Origin of the sequence: Streptomyces sp. NPDC050625 (assembly GCF_040654755.1) — a bacterium.
Taxonomy (GTDB): Bacteria; Actinomycetota; Actinomycetes; order Streptomycetales; family Streptomycetaceae; genus Streptomyces.
This window is the reverse complement of sequence record NZ_JBFAIQ010000017.1, coordinates 79,633-100,128: the sequence shown is the minus strand read 5'-3', so window position 1 is coordinate 100,128 and position 20,496 is coordinate 79,633. Positions and strand designations below refer to the sequence as shown.

19 protein-coding genes are annotated in these 20,496 nt (G+C 70.4%); 10 read left to right on the top strand and 9 right to left on the bottom strand.

Translation table 11 applies throughout. From position 1 onward, the window contains the following. The first annotated feature begins 277 nt into the window (after positions 1-277). The 5 genes from AB0I54_RS30525 to AB0I54_RS30505 all read left to right on the top strand — a co-directional run bounded on the left by AB0I54_RS30525 (position 278) and on the right by AB0I54_RS30505 (position 4,833). Complete coding sequence (locus AB0I54_RS30525) at positions 278-802, top strand: DUF1453 domain-containing protein (protein WP_363299422.1); 525 nt, start codon at positions 278-280, stop codon at positions 800-802. Then, positions 799-1,950 carry a histidine kinase gene (locus AB0I54_RS30520; protein WP_363299421.1) on the top strand — a complete coding sequence of 384 codons (1,152 nt, stop codon included), beginning with the start codon at positions 799-801 and terminating at the stop codon, positions 1,948-1,950. The genes AB0I54_RS30525 and AB0I54_RS30520 overlap by 4 nt, the downstream gene beginning before the upstream one ends. Then, entirely contained in the window at positions 1,947-2,627 is a 681-nt protein-coding gene (locus AB0I54_RS30515; protein WP_363299420.1) for a response regulator transcription factor, read from the top strand. Before AB0I54_RS30520 ends, AB0I54_RS30515 begins: the two co-directional genes overlap by 4 nt. Before the next feature lie 68 nt (positions 2,628-2,695). Further along, complete coding sequence (locus AB0I54_RS30510) at positions 2,696-3,244, top strand: DUF485 domain-containing protein (protein WP_363299419.1); 549 nt, start codon at positions 2,696-2,698, stop codon at positions 3,242-3,244. Further along, positions 3,241-4,833, top strand: a complete 1,593-nt coding sequence (locus AB0I54_RS30505; protein WP_363299417.1) for a cation acetate symporter — start codon at positions 3,241-3,243, stop codon at positions 4,831-4,833. Before AB0I54_RS30510 ends, AB0I54_RS30505 begins: the two co-directional genes overlap by 4 nt. A gap of 64 nt (positions 4,834-4,897) precedes the next feature. Here AB0I54_RS30505 and AB0I54_RS30500 read toward each other — a convergent pair whose 3' ends face one another. Next, positions 4,898-5,590, bottom strand: a complete 693-nt coding sequence (locus AB0I54_RS30500; RefSeq protein ID WP_363299416.1) for a response regulator — start codon at positions 5,588-5,590, stop codon at positions 4,898-4,900. Positions 5,591-5,749: 159 nt separating this feature from the next. Here AB0I54_RS30500 and AB0I54_RS30495 point away from each other — a divergent pair, with 159 nt between their 5' ends. The 3 genes from AB0I54_RS30495 to AB0I54_RS30485 all read left to right on the top strand — a co-directional run bounded on the left by AB0I54_RS30495 (position 5,750) and on the right by AB0I54_RS30485 (position 8,615). Then, positions 5,750-6,565, top strand: coding sequence for an ABC transporter ATP-binding protein (locus tag AB0I54_RS30495; protein ID WP_363299415.1), 816 nt, complete (start codon positions 5,750-5,752; stop codon positions 6,563-6,565). Then, positions 6,555-7,418 (top strand): ABC transporter permease, encoded by an 864-nt coding sequence (locus tag AB0I54_RS30490; RefSeq protein WP_363299414.1) that lies wholly within the window; start codon positions 6,555-6,557, stop codon positions 7,416-7,418. Before AB0I54_RS30495 ends, AB0I54_RS30490 begins: the two co-directional genes overlap by 11 nt. Before the next feature lie 135 nt (positions 7,419-7,553). Next, on the top strand, positions 7,554-8,615 hold the full coding sequence (locus tag AB0I54_RS30485; RefSeq protein ID WP_363299413.1) for an ABC transporter substrate-binding protein: 1,062 nt from the start codon (positions 7,554-7,556) through the stop codon (positions 8,613-8,615). Positions 8,616-8,642: 27 nt separating this feature from the next. On the opposite strand, the gene AB0I54_RS30480 is transcribed toward AB0I54_RS30485, so the two are convergent. The 4 genes from AB0I54_RS30480 to AB0I54_RS30465 all read right to left on the bottom strand — a co-directional run bounded on the left by AB0I54_RS30480 (position 8,643) and on the right by AB0I54_RS30465 (position 13,346). After that, complete coding sequence (locus tag AB0I54_RS30480; RefSeq protein WP_363299412.1) at positions 8,643-9,323, bottom strand: response regulator; 681 nt, start codon at positions 9,321-9,323, stop codon at positions 8,643-8,645. After that, complete coding sequence (locus AB0I54_RS30475; protein ID WP_363299411.1) at positions 9,323-10,987, bottom strand: sensor histidine kinase; 1,665 nt, start codon at positions 10,985-10,987, stop codon at positions 9,323-9,325. Before AB0I54_RS30475 ends, AB0I54_RS30480 begins: the two co-directional genes overlap by 1 nt. A 103-nt stretch (positions 10,988-11,090) precedes the next feature. Beyond that, positions 11,091-12,032: a sucrase ferredoxin gene (locus tag AB0I54_RS30470; RefSeq protein WP_363299410.1), complete on the bottom strand. Its 942-nt coding sequence runs from the start codon at positions 12,030-12,032 to the stop codon at positions 11,091-11,093. 54 nt (positions 12,033-12,086) lie between these two features. Further along, positions 12,087-13,346 carry a citrate synthase gene (locus AB0I54_RS30465; RefSeq protein WP_363299409.1) on the bottom strand — a complete coding sequence of 420 codons (1,260 nt, stop codon included), beginning with the start codon at positions 13,344-13,346 and terminating at the stop codon, positions 12,087-12,089. Positions 13,347-13,445: 99 nt separating this feature from the next. Between AB0I54_RS30465 and AB0I54_RS30460 the strand changes: the two genes are divergently transcribed. After that, the gene (locus AB0I54_RS30460) at positions 13,446-14,612 is read left to right on the top strand and encodes a citrate synthase/methylcitrate synthase (protein ID WP_363299499.1); all 1,167 of its coding nucleotides are present in this window, start codon (positions 13,446-13,448) and stop codon (positions 14,610-14,612) included. 12 nt (positions 14,613-14,624) lie between these two features. Here the strand turns inward: AB0I54_RS30460 and AB0I54_RS30455 are convergent, their stop codons facing one another. From AB0I54_RS30455 to AB0I54_RS30445, 3 genes are all read right to left on the bottom strand, one after another. Next, on the bottom strand, positions 14,625-15,269 hold the full coding sequence (locus tag AB0I54_RS30455; protein WP_363299408.1) for a DUF6082 family protein: 645 nt from the start codon (positions 15,267-15,269) through the stop codon (positions 14,625-14,627). Between the two features lie 159 nt (positions 15,270-15,428). Continuing rightward, positions 15,429-15,665 carry a hypothetical protein gene (locus AB0I54_RS30450; RefSeq protein WP_363299407.1) on the bottom strand — a complete coding sequence of 79 codons (237 nt, stop codon included), beginning with the start codon at positions 15,663-15,665 and terminating at the stop codon, positions 15,429-15,431. A gap of 250 nt (positions 15,666-15,915) precedes the next feature. Then, positions 15,916-16,422 (bottom strand): DUF6082 family protein, encoded by a 507-nt coding sequence (locus AB0I54_RS30445; RefSeq protein WP_363299406.1) that lies wholly within the window; start codon positions 16,420-16,422, stop codon positions 15,916-15,918. Between the two features lie 322 nt (positions 16,423-16,744). Between AB0I54_RS30445 and AB0I54_RS30440 the strand changes: the two genes are divergently transcribed. Continuing rightward, positions 16,745-17,803 (top strand): GTP-binding protein, encoded by a 1,059-nt coding sequence (locus AB0I54_RS30440; protein WP_363299405.1) that lies wholly within the window; start codon positions 16,745-16,747, stop codon positions 17,801-17,803. 42 nt (positions 17,804-17,845) lie between these two features. Here the strand turns inward: AB0I54_RS30440 and AB0I54_RS30435 are convergent, their stop codons facing one another. After that, positions 17,846-20,305: a DNA topoisomerase IV subunit A gene (locus AB0I54_RS30435; RefSeq protein ID WP_363299404.1), complete on the bottom strand. Its 2,460-nt coding sequence runs from the start codon at positions 20,303-20,305 to the stop codon at positions 17,846-17,848. Between the last annotated feature and the right edge of the window lie 191 nt (positions 20,306-20,496).

Sequence of the window (20,496 nt, the reverse complement as noted above, 5' to 3'; positions counted from 1 at the left end):
GCGCCGGGCCTGGGCCGGTTCCGAGACCGGCCCAGGCGGGTGACTCGGCGGTACTCGCGTGGTTCTGCGGGGCTCGCCTCTCTTCGCGGCGCTCGTGCGGCCGCACGGTACGAGTGCGGCCTCGCTGTGTCTCCACCCGTGGGTGGATGAGGCCCGCCCGCGGGGATCCACCCACGATCCACCCCCGCTCCGATCTGCTGACCTGCGAATTTCCGTAGCGTCGAAGGCGTCGGCAGGACTCGCTGCCGGCATCCCCTTCCCGCTCACGGAGGCTCTGATGTCCGGGCTCGTCAACGTGTTGGTGATCGCGGCCGTTGTCGCGCTGGTGGTGGTACGGCAGTTCCGCGCCCGTCCGATCGCGACCGACCGGCGCTGGTGGGCCGTACCCGTGATCCTCGCGGTCCTCGCGCTGCGCGAGCCCGGCATACTCGACGCCCACCACCGCACCGGGTCCGCTCTGCTGCTCGCCGCCGAGGTGCTCATAGGCCTGGCCACCGGCGTCGGCTGGGCCTGGACCACCCGTGTGTGGGAGGAGCCGGACGGCGTCGTCTGGACCAAGAGCACCAAGGCGAGCGTGCTCGTCTGGGCCGTGGGCATCGGTGCGCGCGTCGGACTCTTCGCGCTCGGCGCCCTGGTCGGCATACACCAGGACAGCTCCGCCCTGATGGTCGCCCTCGCGGGCACCCTGCTGGTCCGCTCCGGGATCCTGGCCTGGCGTGCGCAGTTGCTGAGGACACCCGCCGCACAGGGCGCGGCGTACGGTGACAGCGTGGCCGGACCGGCGTGGAAGGAGCGTGTATGACGGACAACGCCTGGACGCGCTGGCCGTCCCGCGAGGCGCTCGGCCGCGCGGGTATCTCCCGGCCCCGGCGGATGCTCGCCTGGGCCGTGAGGGTCCCGGTGCTCGCCATACTCCTCTGGGAGGCCTTCAGCGCACGTCACGTCCATGCCCTGGGCGCGGTCGCCGCCGCCGTGGGCGTCGTGATGGCCGCAGTCGTCTCCTGGGCCTTCTTCCGCACGACCTACGCACACCGGCTCGTGCCCTCCCTGGCCCTCATCGGCGTGCTGCTGGGCATCGCGGCGGCCGCACAGGCCACGGGCTTCAAGGCGCCTGCCCTTGTGATCTGGTGCGGGTGCGGCATCTGCGCCCTGGAGCGACTGCCCCTCGGCGCCGCTCTGCCGGTGACCTCCGTGGCCCTCGCCTCGTACTCGGCCTTCAACAACGACGTCTGGCTGACCACCGCCGCCACCGTCGCGGGCATGGCCCTCGCCGGCTATGTCCTACGCCTCGACGCCGAAGCGCGCGGCAACGCCCAGCGTCTGCTCGCGCAGGAGCGTGCCGCCCGGGTGGCCGAGGCGGAGTCGGCGGCGCTGGCGGAGCGGGCCAGGATCGCGCGGGAGATCCACGACGTGCTCGCGCACAGCCTTTCGGCGCAGCTCGTGCACCTGGAGGCGGCCCGGCTGCTGATCGAGCGGGGCGCCGACCGGGAGCAGATCCTGGAACGGGTGGTGGCGGCACGGGGGATGGCCCGGGACGGTCTCGCCGAGACCCGGCAGGCACTCTCCGCGCTGCGCGGTGAACTGACCCCGCTGGAGGACTTCCTCGGCGAGCTCGTCAGCGCGGCCGACGGCGCCGAGGTCACCGTCACGGGTGAGCGCAGAGCGTTGCCCACGGAGGCGTCGCAGGCCGTGCGCAGGGTCGCCCAGGAGGCGCTGACGAACGTCCGCAAGCATGCCCACGGCGCCAAGGTCCGGGTGTGGCTGGACTACAGCGACCATGAAGTGACCCTGGACGTGCGGGACTCGGGAGGGGCGGCGGGCGAACTCACCGGGTCGGGCGCCGGGTACGGTCTGCTGGGCATGCGGGAGCGTGCCGAGCTGCTGGGCGGTTCGCTGGAGGCCCGGCCGGACGAGGAGGGGTTCGCGGTGACGTTGAAGGTGCCCGTATGACGGAGGAGGCAGGCAAGAGGCCCGCGCGGGTGGTCGTGGCGGACGACCAGACCGTGGTCCGGGAGGGCATCGTGATGCTGCTCGGGCTGTTGCCGGGCGTCGAGGTCGTCGGGGCCGCGGGCGACGGCGAGGAGGCGGTGAAGCTGGTCGCCGAACTCGCCCCGGACGTCGTCCTGATGGACCTGCGGATGCCTCGCTGCGACGGTGTCGAGGCGACCCGGCGGATCAGGGCGCAGTACCCCGGGACCCAGGTCGTGGTGCTCACCACGTATGCGGACGACGAGTCGATGTTCCCCGCGCTGAAAGCGGGGGCTCGCGGTTACCTGACCAAGGACGCGGGCGGCGACGAGATCGTGCGGGCCGTGGAGAGCGTGCTGTCAGGAGACGCCGGGCTGTCACCGAGTGTCCAACGGCGGCTCCTGGAGCGGCTGTCGGAGCCCGAGCCGAGACCGGAGCGCGCCGAGGCGCCCGACGGGCTGACGGCGCGGGAGACCGAGGTTCTGGTGCTGATCGCCGAGGGCCTCACCAACCAGGAGATCGCCCGCAGGCTGCACGTCTCCACGGCGACCGTGAAGACCCACATCAACAACCTCTTCGCCAAGACGGGACTCAAGGACCGTGCCCAGGCGGTGCGTTATGCGTACGGAAAGGGACTGGTGCGTCCACCTGCCGGTTGAGTCACCTGATGGGGTGAGAGCCGGGGGAAGAAGAGTCAGGGATCTTCCCGATCTGTCCATCCTTGGGCATGCAGTCAAGCAACGGCCGTCCCTGCGAAGGCGGAGGCGGCCCCGAGAGTCCGGCCGGAAACCACGAAGACGATGGCCCGGCTTCCCACGGCGTGGGATATGAAGACCCCTGGTACGACGCGCTGGCCTCCGGCTGGGGCGAGTTGGACGGCACGGGCGTGCCCACTCCGGTGGTGCCGGCCGCGCGCGAAGGGCAGGAGCGGGTGGCCTTTCGGGCGCGCGACGTATACCTGGAGGTCCAGCGCAGCGTAGCCTTCCAGGAAGTGCGCAGACGGTACCGCAGGTTCGTGGTGCCCGGAGTCGCGGTCTTCTTCTCCTGGTACGTGGGGTACGTGGTCACGGCGACGACGGCGCCCGGGTTCATGGCCAGGCCCGTGGTGGGCGCGGTGAACGTGGCGATACTCGCGGGACTCGGGCAGTTCGCCACCACCTTCCTCCTCACCTGGGCCTACACCCGGCATGCGCGGCTGCACAGGGACCGGGCGGCGCTCGATCTGCGCTGGGACACACAGGAGTTGACGCGTGGTGTGCAAGGTGGTGCGTCATGACGGGTCATCACCAGACGTTGGCGCTGCTGCTGTTCAGCGGATTTGTGGCGATCACGCTGGCGATCACCACGTGGGTGAGCCGCAACCGGCGGGGCTCCGCGGAGGAGTTCTATGCCGGCGGGCGGCTCTTCTCGCCCATGGAGAATGGTTTTGCCATTGCAGGCGATTACATGTCGGCCGCCTCGTTCCTCGGAGTCACCGGTCTCATCGCCCTGTTCGGCTACGACGGACTGCTGTACGTGGTGGGCTTCCTGGTGGCCTGGCTGGTGGTGTTGTTCCTGGTCGCCGAACTGGTCCGCAACTGCGGGCGGTTCACGCTGGCCGACGTGGTGGCCGCGCGGATGAGCGAGCGTCCGGTGCGGATCGCGGTGGGAACGTCCTCGGTCACCGTGTCCGTTCTCTATTTGGTGGCGCAAATGGTGGGGGCGGGCAGCCTGGTCGCGCTGCTGCTCGGGCGGAGCGGTGAGGCGGCGCAGGCGTGGACCGTCATCGGGGTCGGCGCGCTCATGGTGATCTATGTGTCGTTGGGAGGGATGCGGGCCACGACGTGGATTCAGATCGTGAAGGCGGTTCTGCTGCTCGGCGGGACGATCGCGCTGACCGTGCTGGTCCTGCTGCGGTTCCACGGCGACGTCGACCGGCTGCTGCTCACGGCCGCCGAGCGCAGCGGTCGCGGGGACGCGTTCCTGGCGCCCGGCCTCAAGTACGGCGGGGACTGGACCGCACGGTTCGACTTCATCAGCCTGGGCCTCGCGCTGGTGCTGGGCACGGCCGGACTGCCGCACATCCTGTCCCGGTTCTACACCGTGCCGACCGCGCGGGCCGCACGCCGTTCGGTGGTGTGGGCGATCGGGCTGATCGGCGGGTTCTACCTGATGACGATCGTGCTCGGGTTCGGGGCGGCGGCGATCGTCGGGCCCAAGGCCGTGAGCGGCTCGAACGCGGCCGGGAACACGGCGGTTCCGCTGCTGGCGCTCAACCTGGGCGGCGGCGCCGACTCCACCGGAGGAACGGTCCTGTTCGCGGTCGTCGCGGCCGTCGCCTTCGCCACGATCCTCGCGGTGGTCGCCGGGATCACCCTCGCCTCCTCCGCGTCGGTGGCCCACGACCTGTATGCCTCCCTGCGGCGTGGGGGTGGTCAGCCGCGCAGCGAGGTGGCGGTGGCCCGGGTCGCGGCGGTCGGCATCGGTGTGGTCGCGATCGGGCTGGGCCTGCTGGCCCGCGACCTCAACGTGGCCTTCCTGGTGGGCCTGGCCTTCGCCGTGGCCGCGTCGGCGAATCTGCCGGTGCTGCTCTACTCGCTGTTCTGGCGTGGCTTCACCACACGCGGCGCGGCATGGGCCGTATACGGAGGGCTTGTTCCGGCCCTGGGGCTCGTCCTGCTGTCGCCGGTGGTGTCCGGCAGCCCGGATTCGCTGTTCCCGGCCGTCGACTTCCAGTACTTCCCGTTGCAGAACCCCGGCATCGTCTCCATCCCGCTGGGCTTCCTCGCGGGCTGGCTGGGGACGGTCACCTCGGCCGAGGTCCCGGACGAGGCCAAGCACGCGGAGACCGAGGTGCGGTCGCTGACCGGAGCGGGGGCCGTGTAGTGCGGCCCGCGTGCCAGGGCGGTGAGCCCCTACGCAGCCATCCGTGCGCCAGGGCGGCGGCGCGTCACGGTGCCACCCATGCGTACCGGTGCTCGGGGCGTCCCGTGTCGCCGTACTTCAGAGACAGGCGGAGCCGGCCCGCCTGCTCCAGGTGGCGGAGGTAGCGCTGGGCGGTGGAGCGGCTCAGACCGGTCTCGGCGGCTACCTCGTGGGCGGACAGCGGGTGTCCGGCGCGGTGCAGGACGCCGCAGATGAGATCCGTGGTGGGCTCGGACTGACCGCTGGGCAGGCCGGGCGCGTTCGGCGCGGGCGTGGTCCGCAGCGCGCCGAAGATGCGGTCGACCTGCTCCTGTCCGGTCAGGCCCCGGCCGCCGACCCGGTCGACGGTGCGGCGCAGGGCGGCGTAGGAGTCCAGGCGGGTGCGCAGGGCGGCGAAGGTGAACGGCTTGACCAGATAGTGCAGGGCCCCCAGCCGCATCGCCTTCTGCACGGTCGTCACATCGCTGGCCGCCGTGATCATGATGACGTCGGTGCCGTGGCCCTGTTCCCGCATCAGATGGACGAGTTCGAGGCCGGTCCGGTCCGGCAGGTAGTGGTCGAGCAGCACCAGGTCGATGCCCCCGCGTGCCACGGTGGCCAGGGCCTGGGCAGCGCTGTGCGCGCGGGCGGCCACCCGGAAGCCGGGAACCTTTCCCACGTACTTGGCGTTTATCTCGGCGACACGGAAGTCGTCGTCCACGACCAGGACGTCAATCATCAGGCCTCTCCTTCAAGGCCGGCGAGCGTTAAGCCCGTGTTTCGTGCTCCGCAGTTGTAGCGCGAGCAAAATGAGCACAACAGGCCCTTGCGAGCAAAAGAACGCCTTGCGCTCAGAAGACTGCTGCTGTGGCCGGGGCCACACCTACCGTCCCGGGCCATGAGCGCAGACACCAGCCCCGCCATCCAGTTGCGGGGCGCGAGCAAGATCTTCAGGACCCCTTCGGGGGGTCTGCACACGGCCGTCCGGGACCTGGACCTCACCGTCGGACGCGGGGAGTTCGTGGCTGTGGTCGGCCCGACCGGTTGCGGTAAGTCGACCACGTTGACCCTGGTCAGCGGGCTGGAGGAGCCCACCGAGGGCGATGTGCTGGTGGCTGGGCGGCCGGTCTCCGGCGTCGGTGACAAGGTCGGCTTCGTCTTCCAGCAGGACGCCACCTTCCCCTGGCGCACGGTCCTGTCCAACGTCATGGCCGGCCCCCGCTTCCGGGGCGTGCCGAAGGCGGAGGCCAAGGAGAAGGCCCGCGAGTGGCTGGCCCGGGTCGGGCTCGCCGCCTTCGAGGACCGCTATCCGCACCAGCTCTCCGGCGGACAGCGCAAGCGCGTCGCTCTCGCCGCCACCTTCGTCAACGACCCCGAGATCCTGCTGATGGACGAGCCGTTCTCCGCGCTCGACGTACAGACCCGGGCGCTGATGTCGGACGAGCTCCTGGAGCTGTGGGAGGGCACGGGCGCCTCGGTCGTCTTCGTCACCCACGACCTGGAGGAGTCCATCGCGCTGGCCGACAAGGTCGTCGTGATGACCGCCGGACCCGCGACCGTGAAGCAGGTCTTCGACATCGACCTGCCCCGGCCGCGCAAGGTCGAGTCGGTGCGTCTGGAACCCCGGTTCATCGAGATCTACCGCGAGATCTGGGAGTCCCTCGGCGAAGAGGTCCGGATCACCCGCGAAAGGGGTGCCGCCAATGTCGCCTGAGGTCATCACCACGCCCGTCGTCGACACCGTCAAGACACCGGACCGTGCGCAGTCACGGGCGCAGGCCGCCCGCAGACGCAAGATCGTCGTCACCGGCGCTCGTGTGCTGGTCCTGGTCGCCGTGCTCGGCCTGTGGGAGGCCCTGTCCCGGGCCGGCGTCATCGATCCGTTCAACTTCTCGATGCCGTCGAAGATCTGGGACCAGATCTACACCTGGATCATGCACGGGACCGCGCAGGGCTCCCTCGGCGAGCAGATCTGGTACACGCTCCACGAGGCGCTGCTCGGCTGGATCATCGGTGTCGCCGCCGGTGTGGTCTTCGGTATCGCGCTCGGGCGGATCGCCTTCCTGGCCGATGTCCTCGGGCCGTACATCAAGGTGCTCAACTCCATCCCCAGGATCGTCCTCGCCCCGATCTTCGTGATCTGGTTCGGCCTGGGCCCGGCCTCCAAGATCGCGTCGGCCGTGGTGCTGGTGTTCTTCCCGGTGTTCTTCAACGCCTTCCAGGGCGCCCGCGAGGTCGACCGGAACCTGGTCGCCAACGCCCGGATCCTCGGTGCGAGCGATCGCAGGGTGACCCTTCAGGTGGTCATCCCGTCGGCCACCTCCTGGATCTTCACCAGCCTCCACGTCAGCTTCGGCTTCGCCCTCATCGGCGCCATCGTCGGCGAGTACATCGGCGCCACCAAGGGCATCGGCCTGCTCGTCGCCCAGTCGCAGGGCACCTTCAACGCGGCCGGCGTCTACGCCGCGATGGTGATCCTCGCGGTCGTCGCACTCTTCGCCGAGGGCCTGCTGACCTTCGCCGAGCGCCGCATCTTCCGGTGGAAGCCGGCCGGCTCGGACAGCTGATCCGAGCCACACACAGCGGACCGGCCGCGCTGAGCCGACCGCTTCGCTGAGCGGACCGGCTCCGCCCAGCTGAACGCCCCCCCACAGACCTTCCTTTCATCCCAGCACCGCCCTCTCACAAGGACGTGAACCGCCATGCGTAAGCCCGCCAGATACGCGTCGCTCGCCGCCGCCGGCCTGCTCGCCCTCTCCTCGCTCACCGCGTGCGCCAATGACGCGGCCAGCACCACCTCCACCGGCTCCGGGAGCAAGGGAGACGGCAAGGGCACCAAGGTCAAGATCATGGTCGGTGGCCTGGACAAGGTCATCTACCTGCCGGCGATGCTCACCCAGCGGCTCGGCTACTTCGACGCCGAGGGCCTCGACGTGGAAATGCTCAGCGAGCCCGCCGGTGTCCAGGCGGAGACCGCGCTCGTCTCCGGCCAGGTCCAGGGCGCCGTCGGCTTCTACGACCACACCCTCGACCTCCAGGTGAAGGGCAAGGCCGTGGAGTCCGTCGTGCAGTTCTCGCACGCCCCCGGCGAGGTGGAGGTCGTCTCCGCCAAGAAGGCGAAGGACATCACCTCGGCCAAGGACTTCAAGGGGAAGAAGCTCGGCGTCACCGGTCTCGGCGCCTCGACCGACTTCCTCACCAAGTACCTCGCGGTCAAGAACGGTGTGAAGACCAGCGAGTTCACCCCGGTCGCCGTCGGTGCGGGCCCGACGTTCATCTCCGCGCTGCAGCAGGGCTCGATCGACGCCGGCATGACGACCGACCCGACCGTCGCCACGATCCTGGACAAGAAGGCGGGCAAGATCCTCATCGACATGCGGACCCCCGAGGGCTCGCAGGAGGCGCTGGGCGGCCCGTACCCGTCGTCGAGTCTGTACATGCAGACGGACTGGGTGAACAGCCACAAGGACACCGTCCAGAAGCTGGCCAATGCATTCGTCAAGACGCTCAAGTGGATGTCCACCCACAGCGCGGACGAGATCGCGGCCAAGATGCCCGCCGACTACTCCCAGGGCAACAAGACGCTCTACTCGGAGGCCATCAAGAGCACCCTTCCGATGTTCACCGACGACGGTGTGATGCCCGAGAACGGCCCCGAGACCGTCGAGAAGGTCCTCAAGGCGTTCAACCCCACCATCAAGAACGCCACGGTGGACCTGAGCAAGACGTACACGACCGAATTCGTCGAGAAGGCCGCGAAGTAGGCCGGCCGACGGACGCAACGGCCGCGGTCAGACGCGGGTCGCCCACACGTAACGGTGTTCGGGGCGGCCCGCGTCGCCGTACTTGAGGGTCAGCCGGGCCCGTCCCGTGCGCTCCAGGAGCTTCAGATAGCGCTGGGCGGTCTGCCGGCTCACCCCGGTCCGCTCGGCGATCTCCTGGGCCGACAGCGGGCCTTCGGCGTTCATCAGGGACTGCCGTACCAGCCCGGCGGTGGTGGGGGAGTGGCCCTTGGGCAGCCCCGGCTCCGACGGCGCGGACAGTGCGCCGAAGATACGGTCCACCTCCGCCTGTTCGGCCTCGCCCCCGCCGTCCAGGGCGCGGCGCAGCCGCGCGTACGCCTCCAGCTTGGCCCGCAGTCCCGCGAAGGCGAACGGCTTGATCAGATACTGCAGGGCGCCGTGCCGCATCGCCGCCTGCACGGTCGACACGTCCCGGGCCGCCGTGACCATGATGACGTCGGTCTGGTGGCCGCGCCGGCGCATCTCCCGGACGACCGCGAGGCCCGTCTCGTCGGGCAGGTAGTGGTCCAGGAGGACCAGGTCGAGCCGTGGCAGCTCCTCCATCCGGCGCAGCGCCTCGGCCGCGTTGTGCGCCTCGCCGGCCACATGGAAGCCCGGCACCTTCTCGACGTAGGCGGCGTTGACCCGGGCGACCCGGGTGTCGTCGTCCACGACCAGGACCTCGATCATCACGCCTCCTCGTCGGCGGACGCCACGGGTGCGCTCAGCGCCGGTGCCAGGCCAGGCTCGGTCAGAGCCTCCGGCAGTACGACCGTGAACTCGGCGCCCCCGCCGTCCGCCTCGCTCACCGTCGCGCTCCCGCCCTGCCGCTCGGCGAGCCGGCGCACCAGGGAGAGCCCTATGCCGCGCTTGCCGTGCGCGGGCGGCTCCTTGGTGGACCACCCCTCGGTGAAGACCACTTCCCGCTGCTCCGCCGGTATGCCGGGACCCGTGTCGCACACCCGTAGAACGGCGGTACGCCCCTCGGTGCGCAACTCCACCTCCACGCGCGCGTGCGGAGTGCCCGCGACGGCGTCGAGCGCGTTGTCCACCAGATTGCCCACGACGGTGACCAGGCCCCTGGGGTCGATCAGCCGGTCCGGGAGCCGAGTGCGGTCCGAGACCCACAGGGCGACTCCGCGCTCGGCCGCGACGGTCGCCTTGCCGACCAGCAGGGCGGCGAGCAGCGGGTCCTGGATCTTCTCGGTGACCTGTTCCGCGGTGACGCGGTGGGCGCCGACCACCTCTCCGACGAACTCCACGGCGTCGTCGTACATCTCCAGTTCCAGCAGGCCCAGCAGGGTGTGCATACGGTTGGCGTGCTCGTGGTCCTGGGCGCGCAGGGCGTCGATGAGGCCCCGCGTGGAGTCGAGTTCGCGGCCGAGCTGCTCCAGTTCGGTGCGGTCGCGCAGGGTGGCCACGGCGCCGCCGTCGTCGGTGGGCATGCGGTTGGCGACCAGGACCCGCTGGCCTCGGACGGTGAGCAGGTCGGTGCCGGTCACCCGGCCGGCCAGGACGTCCGTCGTACGGCCCGCGCCCAGCGCCTCGTCCGGCGTCCGGCCGACGGCCTCGTCACCGATGCCCAGCAGCCGCCGCGCCTCGTCGTTGAGCAGACGTATGCGGCCGGTGCGGTCGAGGGCGACGACGCCCTCCCGGATGCCGTGCAGCATCGCCTCGCGCTCCGCGAGCAGCGCCGAGATGTCCGAGAAGGCCAGGTCCCGGGTCTGCCGCTGGACCCGGCGGGAGATCAGCCAGGCGGCCAGCGCGCCGACCGCGAGCGCGCCGCCCGCGTAGGCGAGCAGCCCCGGGATCGCGCTGATCAGCCGGGCCCGCACGCTGTCGTACGCGATGCCCACCGAGACCGCCCCGACGATCCGGTGGTCGGCGTCGTACAGCGGCACCTTGCCGCGGGCGGAGCGGCCCAGGGTGCCGGTGTCGATCTCCATGACCTGATTGCCGGCGAGGGCCTCCTCGGGGCTGGTCGAGACCTTCAGGCCGATCTGCCGTGGGTTCGTGTGCGACCAGCGGATGCCCCGCAGGTCCATCACCACGATGTACTCGGCGTGGGTGGCGCGCCGGATGCGCTCCGCCTCCCGCTGCACCGGGCCGTCTGCGGTCGGCGGGGTGTTCTGCAGGTCCGCCGCGACCTGTGGCTCCTGCGCGGTGGTCTGCGCGATCGCCAGCGCACGGCGCATGGCCTCGTTGTCGAGCTGCTTGCTCAGCGGCGCCAGGAACAGCCCGGTGGCGAGCACCGCGACTCCCGCGGCGATCGCCACCTGCATCAGCAGCACCTGGGAGAACACCCGCCGCGGCAGACCGAGGCGCAGACGGCGTGCGGGGGGAGTGGGGCTCATGCCCACGACGGTACGTGGCCGGGCGCACCCTGCCGTAGGGGGTGTGGCGTGGATCTCCTGACCCGGACCTCGGGAGAGCCGGGTGGGCCCCGTCAGGGGGCCGTCAGCCCGCCAGGGCCGTCGTGGTCAGCTCGTGCACCGCCACCACGTCCATCCGGGCCGGGGTACCGAGCTCCGACGCCCCGCAGCTCTCCGGTCGGGGCGGCAGCGAGGCGCCCTGGGCCACGGTGACGCGCCACCGGCGGCCGTCGACATGGGCCACGGTCACCTCCCAGCGCGGTGCCCCGCCTTCTGTACGTACGACGCTCAGCGTGCCCGCCGTGTACTCGTCGGCGGCCGTGCGCACGGCCAGTTCGGCCGCCTGGCCGGGCCGTTCCCAGGCCGAGCACCCGCGGCAGCCCTCGATGACGACACGGCCTTCCCGCACGCCGTGCAGCACCTCCTTGACGGCGTGCGCCTCGGCCCGGCCGTAGGCGTAGCCGTACGGCAGCACGAGCACGGTCGGCGAGAAGCGATGACCACCCAGATGGGTAACCTCCCAGGTGCCCCGCACACCGGACGCGGCGAGCTCCGCCGCGAGGGGGCGGCCCAGAAGGGCGCAGCAGCGGTCGCGTTTGCCGTTGGTGCAGACGAGCGCCAGGGGGCCGTCCGGGTGCGCCCGGGCGCGCAGTGCCACGTCGAACGAACGGTGGTCACCCGCGCCGAGGGCGGCGAAGTCGAGGGCGCGCAGCTGTTCCGGGTCGCAGGTCGTGGCGCTGCGCAGCCAGGTGTTCCCGGGAACGGTGTGGGCGGCGTAGACCTGCCGCATCGCGGGCCTGCCGAGGTCGGCGTGGCGTCCGGGACGCCGGATCAGCGCGATCCGTACGCCGGTTCCCTCGGCGGCCGCCTCCAGGGCGCGCCCCAGCGCGGGGTCCAGGTGGCTCGAAGCGAGCGCTTTGGCACCCCAGGGACCGGGCTGTTCCAGCAGCAGCCATGTCGTCGCAGTGGCCGCGGTACCGGAGACGGGCTCTTCGAGGCTCCGGGAGACGGTCGCACACCTACTCACAGAGGTGAGCCTAACCTGACTTTCCTCGGAGTGACTTCCAGCCGGGCCGGTGTCCTACTCAGGCAGAGGTTGAGGCGGTCTCGGTCCCACGTAGTGTCCGCTGGGCCGCATGCGCAACGGCCGTTCCCCGTACTCCTCCAGGGCGTGGGCGATCCAGCCGGCCGTCCGGGCCACGGCGAAGATCGTCTCGCCCGCCGTGGCGGGCATGCCCGAGGACACGGTGAGCACAGCGAGGGCCAGGTCGACATTCGCGTGCAGCGGGGTGTGGCGGGCGGTGGTGGCGACGACGTCGCGGGCCGCGAGCAGGGCGGGTTCCGCGCGCGGGACCCGCTCCAGGAGGGCGAACAGGGCACGCGCGCGTGGGTCCTCGCCCGCGTAGAGCCGGTGGCCGAGTCCGGGGATGCGGCGGCCGGCGCGGAGTTCGTCCGCGATCACCGGGACCGCGGTGCCGCGTTCGAGCACGTCCTGCAGCATCCGGTGGGCGAGTCCGCTGGCCGCGCCCTGCAACGGGCCCTCGATCACGCCGAGTCCGGCCGAGACGGCCGCGTACGCGTGGGCGCGGGCCGAGGCGGCGACCCGTACCGCGAGCGTCGAGGCGGCCAGGTCGTGGTCGACGAGCAGGGCGAGTGCCGTGTCCAGGGCGCGCAGTGACGCCTCGTCGGCCTCGTGCCCGGTCAGCCGGCCCCACAGGCGGTGGGCCAGCGGACCGTCGTCGTGGTGGTGGGCGTACGGGTGGGGCGGCAGGGCGGCGACCAGTGTGGGGATCAGGACGCGCGCGGTGCCGAGCACGGCATCCTCGGACAGGTCGAAACGCAGCGGGTCCTCCGCCGCCGCGGCGATCGCCGCGACCCGCAGCCGGTCGGTGGGCGCCGTGTGTTCGGGCAGGGCGTCCACGGCGCGGCGGACGACGGCGACGATGCCCTCCGGCGCGGTGAAGGTGACGCCGGGGCGCATCCGCCCGGTCCACAGCCACTCTGCGACCTCCTCGTAGGTGTGGTCGGCGGCGAGCCGGGTGGCGTCCACGCCCCGGAAGAAGTACCGGTCCTTGTCGATCAGTGTGATGCGGGTGCGTACGGACAGTTCGCCGCCGGAGCCCGAACGCACGCTGCTCTCCCGCCTGTTGCGCCGGGCGAGGGCCTCCACCTCCTTGGCGTCGAAGGTGCTGCCGCGGCCGCCGGGCTCGCGCCTGCTGCTGAGCTGACCGCGACTCACATACGCGTACACGGTCTCCGGCTTCACGCCGAGCGCTTCGGCGGTCTCCTTGGTGCTCAGCCTCCGCCCGGGACGGCCGGAAGCCGGTTCTTGATCGCGCATGGGGGTCACCGTAGCCGCCTCCCGGCATATTGACTGAATCAATATTGACAAGGAAATAGTCAAGCATTGACAGTGGAATCAAGTCCAGGGAGGAAAATGATGTCCATCAACAGGGCCGCGGCCACCCTCGTCGACGTCCCGCGCGGACTCGCCGGCGTCGTCGTCACCGACACCGAGATCGGCGATGTCCGGGGGCTCGAAGGCTTCTACCACTACCGCCAGTACTCGGCCGTCGAACTCGCGCGGACCCGCTGCTTCGAGGACGTCTGGCACCCCCTGGTCCATGGCGAACTGCCGGACGCCGAGCGGCGCACGGCCTTCGCCGCCCGGACCGCCGAGCTGCGGAGCCTGCCGGACGAGGTACGGGCCGCCCTGCCCGCCGTCGCCGCCGCGAGCCGCACGTCCGGCCCGCTGGCCGGGCTGCGCACGGCACTGTCGCTGCTGGGTGCGGCGAAGGGATTCCGGCCGGTGTACGACGTCGACGCGGACCGGCGCCGCGAGGACACACTCGCCGCCTGCGCGGCCGTACCGACCCTGCTCACCGCGCTGTACCGGCTCGGGCAGGGGCTCGACCCGGTGGAGCCGCGCGAAGACCTGTCGTATGCGGCCAACTACCTCTACATGCTCACGGGTGTGGAACCGGATCCCCGGCAGGCCCGGGCGATCGAGCAGTACCTGATCTCAACCATTGATCACGGCTTCAACGCGTCAACCTTCACGGCCCGGGTCATCGCGTCGACGGGCGCGGACGCGGCGGCATGTCTCGTGGGGGCGGTGGGTGCGCTGTCGGGGCCGCTGCACGGGGGTGCGCCCAGCCGCGCGCTGGACACCCTGGACGCGATAGGAACCCCGGACCGGATCGACTCCTGGATCAGGGGGCGCGTTCTCGCCGGCGACCGCATCATGGGCTTCGGGCACGCCGTCTACCGCACGGAGGACCCCCGTTCGCGGATGCTCCGGGACATCGCCCGGGGGTTCGGCGGCCCGCGCGTCGACTTCGCCGTCGAGGTCGAGCGCCATGTCGAGGCGATCCTCGCCGAGCTGAAGCCCGGACGCGAACTCCACACGAACGTCGAGTTCTACGCGGGCGTGGTCATGGAACTGTGCGGCCTGCCGCGTGAGATGTTCACCCCCACGTTCGCCGCGGCCCGCGTGGTGGGCTGGAGCGCCAACATCCTGGAGCAGGCCCAGGACTCGAAGATCATCCGCCCGGTGGCCCGGTATGTGGGCCCGGAGCCGCCGGTGGCGGTGCCCACGGCGGGGTGACGCGAGCGGCGGTCAGGCCGGTGGTGAACCTCCGGTCTGCGTTTCGCTGACGGCCCGGTCGAAGAGCCGGAAGAAGCGTCCTTCGACGCTGTCCGACGGGAGAGCGGCCTTCGCCTCACGGGAGAGGAGCCAGTAGCGACGGAACGAGGGGCTCTGCACCAGCCTTCGTGCGTGGGCGAGTACCTCGTCCTCGGTGGTGTTTCCCCATTCGTACACCAGCATGTAATGGCCGTAGGTGAGGTTGGCGAAGAGCAGTTGCCGTACGTCCGCGGGAGGCTGGCCGGGCCAGTCGTTCCAGACCTCGGCCAACGCCGGATCCGCCATCTGCATCTGTGTGAGCTGGAGATGGAGAGCTCGCAGATCCGCGGCGGCGCTCCTGCGGAGTTCGTCGCGTGAGGCGATCAGTTCCTCTCGCTGCAGGGCGAGCTCCTGGCGCTGCAAGTGCAGCTCACGTTGTTGGAAGAGCAGCGTGACGACCAGGAGGAGCAGGGCGACGCCCGAGAAGACGGCGCTGACGGCGCCGAAGTACTCGCCGAGGACGCTGCGTTGGGCGGCCTTTCGCAGGCCGCCGTTCGCTCGTTCCACGCCGTCTATCAGCCAGCCGCTGACGGCAACGGAGGCCAGGCACACAAAGACGATCGCGATGACCGCTGCCACCAGCCAAGTGCCGTACCTGGCAACCGAGTTCCAGCCTGCCCCACGCGCCAAACGTCCCCCTCGGGTCGACCACGATGGTTCCCCGCGCAGTGCCGCGGAAACCGGGTCGGGCAGGCGAGAGCGGTGACGAAAGAGCTGGTCGTGCTGTGCCCGGCGTTGTCAGGCGTCGGGGATGTCGTTTTTGGCCCGTAGCAGGGTCTCGCGTGTGATGACGACGATGCGCTCATAGTCGGCACGTGCGGCGTCCGGAGGGAGCTCGGGGTCGAGTTCCGCGGTGGCTTCGCGCCCAATGACGGCGAAATCGCCGTTACTGAGTTCAAAGATGTCGGGGCATGACTGACCGGTGCTGCTGCCACGCTCGCGAGGCGAGGCCCCGACACGTCGCACGATCTTCACAGGGAGATACCCGCCTTGTGGCTCAGAGTAAGTAGGTCTCCTCCGAGCGTGGCGGTCTCCGGGCAGGTGTGTGCGTCGGAGCGGTCTGTCTCCGAGCGCAGGGGTGTTCGTCGGAGTGCCCGGAGAGGGCAAGCGACAAGATAGCGACTTTGGTGCTCGCGGGGGCCGAGTTGCGACAAGGCAGTCGAGTGAAGCTCGATCACTGCCTCTTGACGGACCCCGGGAAGGGGTGAAGCGGGTGCCGGCGCGATCAGGACGGGTCACTGGGGGGTTCGCCCACCACCCACCACTCGTCCGTGTCGGAATCGGCCAGCTCCTGGATGAGATCGTCCATCATCCGGCCCAGAACGAACTCCTCCGACGTTTCGGGCAGGCTCTGCCTGTGGTGGAGGGTCGCCTCCCAGTACTCGCGGAACACTCTGTTCTGGCACATGATCCGCAGGTGGCCGTAGAGCTCCGCCTTGGACAGGGCTTCGATCCGGTAGAAGTACAGGGCGTTGATGTAGAGCGCGTTCGCGAAGAGGAACTGGCGCTGCTTCTCCAGCGGAATGTCGGTCTCGTAGGTGTCGAGCACCGCGGCCAGGGCGGGATCGTCCATGGCCTTGCACATCAGGTCGAAGTGGAGCCGGTGCTGTTGAGTGAGAGCGGCCCTTCTGCGGTGACGCGACCTCCGCGTGCCGATGGAGTCGGTGACGGCTGCGAGCTTTGCTTTGGCAGCCGAAACGATCCTCCCTGTCCCTGAACTCTGTGTGGCCATGTCAACCCCCGAATCAGGCGGCCGTCCGCCGGTCGTCGGGGTGCGGGTCGACTGGAGGGGACCGGCGAGCGGTGGGCGGCGCTTGCCGTCTCCCAGAGTGTGCCGAGCGGCTCTGATCGGCGGGGAGGCGGAGAGGAGGCGCACGGAAGGAAGCGAGGGTCGCACGCTCCGGCGCCTGCCCATCGTCTGCCCCGCAAGAGGTGCTAACAATCGTTCACTTCGCGGTGTTTCTTCCCGCTCGTATCCTGAGTCGGCATTCCCATCGTCGTTCGTGCGCCGGGCCGAGAGCCGGTGCACGCGTCCGCGTGAGAGAGGTCACAGAGTGGGGCACAGCCGAGGTCCGCAGCAGATCCCGGTCGTCGTACTGGCCGGATTCCTGGGCTCGGGGAAGACCACGCTGCTCAATCATCTCCTGCACCGCAGCGGAGGCAGCCGCATCGGGGCGATCGTCAACGACTTCGGGGCCATCGAGATCGACGCGATGGCCGTGACCGGCGCACTAGGCGACTCCACGGTCTCCCTGGGCAACGGATGCCTGTGCTGCGCCGTCGACGCTAGCGAACTGGATCTGTATCTGGAGCGGCTCGCGAACCCGTCGGCCGGCCTCGACGTCATCGTCGTCGAGGCCAGCGGACTCGCCGAACCCCAGGAACTCGTGCGGATGGTGCTCGCCAGCGAGCATCCCGGGATCGTCTACGGCGGACTCGTCGAGGTCGTCGACGCCGCCGAGTTCGACACCACCCGGGAGCAACACCCCGAGATCGACCGGCACCTCGCCCTTGCCGACCTGGTCGTGGTCAACAAGCTCGACCGGGCGGCCGATGCCGAGCGCGTCCTCGGCCTCGTCGGCTCGCTCACCGACCGTGCCGCCGTCGTCCCCGCCACCTATGGGCGCATCGACCCGGAGTTCCTCTTCGACTGCAGGCCGAGCGAGGAGCGCGTCGGGCAGCTGTCCTTCGACGACCTCCACGACCACGACAGCGACGACGAGCACACCGGGCATCTGCACACGGCGTACGACAGCCTGTCCTTCGTCTGCGAGGTCCCCCTGGACCCCCGTCGGCTGATGGAGTTCCTCGACAGCCGGCCCGAGGGGCTCTACCGCATCAAGGGGTACGTCGACTTCGGGCCCCACGACGCCCTGAACCGCTACGCCGTCCACGCCGTGGGGCGGTTTCTGCGCTTCTACCCGCAGCCCTGGACGCCCGGGGGGGCACGTCTCACCCAGCTCGTCCTGATCGGCTCCGGCATCGACACCGCCACCCTCGCCAAGGAACTGCAGGCGTGCGGGAACGACGCCCCACACGCCGACGAGCACGGCATGTGGGGCGTCCTGCGCTACGTGCGGGACCCCGAAGGAGAGGACCCGCCGGTCGTCTAGCCGGCGGACTGGACAGGCTGGCTGGACGACCGGACCGGTCGGCTAGAAGACCGGACCCGCCACCACCGACACGGTCTTCGCCAGCGACGTGCCCGAGCCGTCCCGGCGCGGGTCGATCTCCGGGAGGTCGACCGGGGTGCCGTTCTTCTGGGCCGCCCGTGCTGGGACCGCGCCCGCCCAGGCCAGGGAGAGACAGTCCTCGCCCTTCAGGAACCGCTGGCAGCGCACGCCGCCGGTGGCACGGCCCTTGCGCGGGTACTGGTCGAACGGGGTCAGCTTGGCGGTCGTCTGGACCGAGTCGTCCAGGGTGCCGCGCGAGCCCGCGACCGTGAAGACCACCGCGTCCACCGCGGGGTCGACCGCCGTGAAGGAGATCACCTTCACGCCCTCGGCGAGCTTGATGCCCGCCATGCCGCCCGCCGGCCGGCCCTGGGGACGGACCTGGGACGCCTGGTAGCGCAGCAGCTGCGCGTCGTCCGTGATGAACACCAGGTCCTCCTCGCCGGTGCGCAGCTCCACCGCGCCGACGATCCGGTCGCCCTCCTTGAGCGTGATGACCTCCAACTCGTCCTTGTTGGACGGGTAGTCGGGCACCACACGCTTGACGACGCCCTGCGCCGTGCCGAGCGCGAGGCCCGGGGACGACTCGTCGAGCGTGGTCAGACAGACCACCGTCTCGTCGTCCTCCAGGGAGACGAACTCCGCGATGGGCGCCCCTCCGGAGAGGTTCGGCGCCGCCACCGTCTCCGGCAGCTGCGGGAGATCGACCACGTTCAGCCGCAGCAGGCGGCCCGCCGACGTCACCACGCCCACCTCGCCGCGTGCCGTGGCGGGCACCGCCGAGACGATCACGTCGTGCTTGGCGCGTCTGGCCTCGGCGTCCTGCGCGAAGGGCTCGCCGTTCACGGTGCGGGCCAGCAGGCCCGTCGACGACAGAAGCACCCGGCACGGGTCGTCCGCCACCTGCAGCGGCACGGCCGCCGCCGGGGCGCCCGAGGACTCCAGCAGGACCGTACGCCGTTCGGTGCCGAACTTCTTGGCCACCTGGGCCAGTTCGGCGGAGACCAGCTTTCGCAGCTCGGCGTCCGACTCCAGGATCCGGGTCAGCTCGGCGATCTCCGCGGTGAGCCGGTCCTTCTCCGCCTCCAGCTCGATGCGGTCGTACTTGGTGAGGCGGCGCAGCGGCGTGTCGAGGATGTACTGGGTCTGGATCTCCGACAGCGAGAAGCGCTCCATCAGGCGCTCCTTCGCCTGCGCGCTGTTCTCGCTGGAGCGGATCAGACGGATGACCTCGTCGATGTCGACGAGGGCGGTGATCAGGCCCTCCACCAGGTGCAGCCGGTCGCGGCGCTTGCCGCGACGGTACTCCGAGCGGCGGCGCACCACGTCGAAGCGGTGGTCGAGATAGACCTCGAGGAGTTCTTTGAGGCCCAGCGTGAGCGGCTGGCCGTCCACCAGGGCCACGTTGTTGATGCCGAAGGACTCCTCCATCGGCGTCAGCTTGTAGAGCTGCTCCAGGACCGCCTCCGGCACGAAGCCGTTCTTGATCTCGATGACCAGACGCAGGCCGTGCGCGCGGTCCGTGAGGTCCTTGACGTCCGCGATGCCCTGCAGCTTCTTCGCGTTGACCAGGTCCTTGATCTTGGTGATGACCTTCTCCGGGCCGACCGTGAAGGGCAGCTCGGTGACGACGAGGCCCATACGGCGCGCCGTCACGCTCTCCACCGTCACCGTGGCACGGATCTTGAACGTGCCGCGGCCCGTCTCGTACGCGTCCCGGACCCCGGAGAGACCGACGATCCGGCCGCCCGTGGGCAGGTCGGGCCCGGGCACGTACTTCATCAGCGTGTCCAGGTCCGCGTTCGGGTGGCGGATCAGATGCCGGGCGGCCGCGACGACCTCGGCGAGGTTGTGCGGCGGCATGTTCGTGGCCATGCCGACCGCGATGCCCGAAGCGCCGTTCACGAGCAGGTTCGGGAAGGCGGCGGGCAGGGCGACCGGTTCCTGCTCCTGGCCGTCGTAGTTGGGGGCGAAGTCGACCGTGTCCTCGTCGATCGACTCGGTCATCAGGCTCGTGGCCTCGGCCATCCGGCACTCGGTGTACCGCATGGCGGCCGGCGGGTCGTCGTTGCCCAGCGAGCCGAAGTTGCCGTGCCCGTCGACCAGCGGGACGCGCATGGAGAACGGCTGGGCCATGCGCACCAGGGCGTCGTAGATCGACGCGTCGCCGTGCGGGTGGAGCTTGCCCATCACGTCGCCGACGACACGCGCGCACTTCACATAGCCGCGGTCCGGGCGCAGGCCCATCTCGTTCATCTGGTAGACGATCCGGCGGTGCACCGGCTTGAGGCCGTCACGGGCGTCCGGCAGGGCGCGCGAGTAGATGACCGAATATGCGTATTCGAGGTAGGAGCCCTGCATCTCGTCCACGACGTCGATGTCGAGGATCTTCTCCTCGTACGAGTCGTCGGGCGGTGGGGTCTTCGTGCTGCGGCGGGCCATCGCTGCCGGCTCCTCTTTTCTGGTCGCTCGCCTACGGGTCGCTCACGTCGGTGTCGACGCACCCCTTCGGCTCACTCTTTCTGAAGCGTGAACGGGTCTGATCGGACCATTGTGGACCGCGGTACTGACAAGCCGGGCCAGGACCCGGTGCAGGTGGCCCTTCCCGGTGGCGCGCGGCGCCGGAGGAGCCG

Bases quoted from the DNA above. Each gene is read 5' to 3' on its own strand.
- AB0I54_RS30510 (WP_363299419.1), top strand. From the start codon at position 2,696: ATGCAGTCAAGCAACGGCCGTCCCTGCGAAGGCGGAGGCGGCCCCGAG.
- AB0I54_RS30475 (WP_363299411.1), bottom strand. From the start codon at position 10,987: ATGAGCCCCACTCCCCCCGCACGCCGTCTGCGCCTCGGTCTGCCGCGG.
- AB0I54_RS30495 (WP_363299415.1), top strand. From the start codon at position 5,750: ATGAGCGCAGACACCAGCCCCGCCATCCAGTTGCGGGGCGCGAGCAAG.
- AB0I54_RS30460 (WP_363299499.1), top strand. From the start codon at position 13,446: ATGTCCATCAACAGGGCCGCGGCCACCCTCGTCGACGTCCCGCGCGGA.
- AB0I54_RS30525 (WP_363299422.1), top strand. From the start codon at position 278: ATGTCCGGGCTCGTCAACGTGTTGGTGATCGCGGCCGTTGTCGCGCTG.
- AB0I54_RS30485 (WP_363299413.1), top strand. From the start codon at position 7,554: ATGCGTAAGCCCGCCAGATACGCGTCGCTCGCCGCCGCCGGCCTGCTC.
- AB0I54_RS30505 (WP_363299417.1), top strand. From the start codon at position 3,241: ATGACGGGTCATCACCAGACGTTGGCGCTGCTGCTGTTCAGCGGATTT.
- AB0I54_RS30490 (WP_363299414.1), top strand. From the start codon at position 6,555: ATGTCGCCTGAGGTCATCACCACGCCCGTCGTCGACACCGTCAAGACA.
- AB0I54_RS30500 (WP_363299416.1), bottom strand. From the start codon at position 5,590: ATGATTGACGTCCTGGTCGTGGACGACGACTTCCGTGTCGCCGAGATA.
- AB0I54_RS30465 (WP_363299409.1), bottom strand. From the start codon at position 13,346: ATGCGCGATCAAGAACCGGCTTCCGGCCGTCCCGGGCGGAGGCTGAGC.
- AB0I54_RS30520 (WP_363299421.1), top strand. From the start codon at position 799: ATGACGGACAACGCCTGGACGCGCTGGCCGTCCCGCGAGGCGCTCGGC.
- AB0I54_RS30515 (WP_363299420.1), top strand. From the start codon at position 1,947: ATGACGGAGGAGGCAGGCAAGAGGCCCGCGCGGGTGGTCGTGGCGGAC.
- AB0I54_RS30445 (WP_363299406.1), bottom strand. From the start codon at position 16,422: ATGGCCACACAGAGTTCAGGGACAGGGAGGATCGTTTCGGCTGCCAAA.
- AB0I54_RS30435 (WP_363299404.1), bottom strand. From the start codon at position 20,305: ATGGCCCGCCGCAGCACGAAGACCCCACCGCCCGACGACTCGTACGAG.
- AB0I54_RS30480 (WP_363299412.1), bottom strand. From the start codon at position 9,323: ATGATCGAGGTCCTGGTCGTGGACGACGACACCCGGGTCGCCCGGGTC.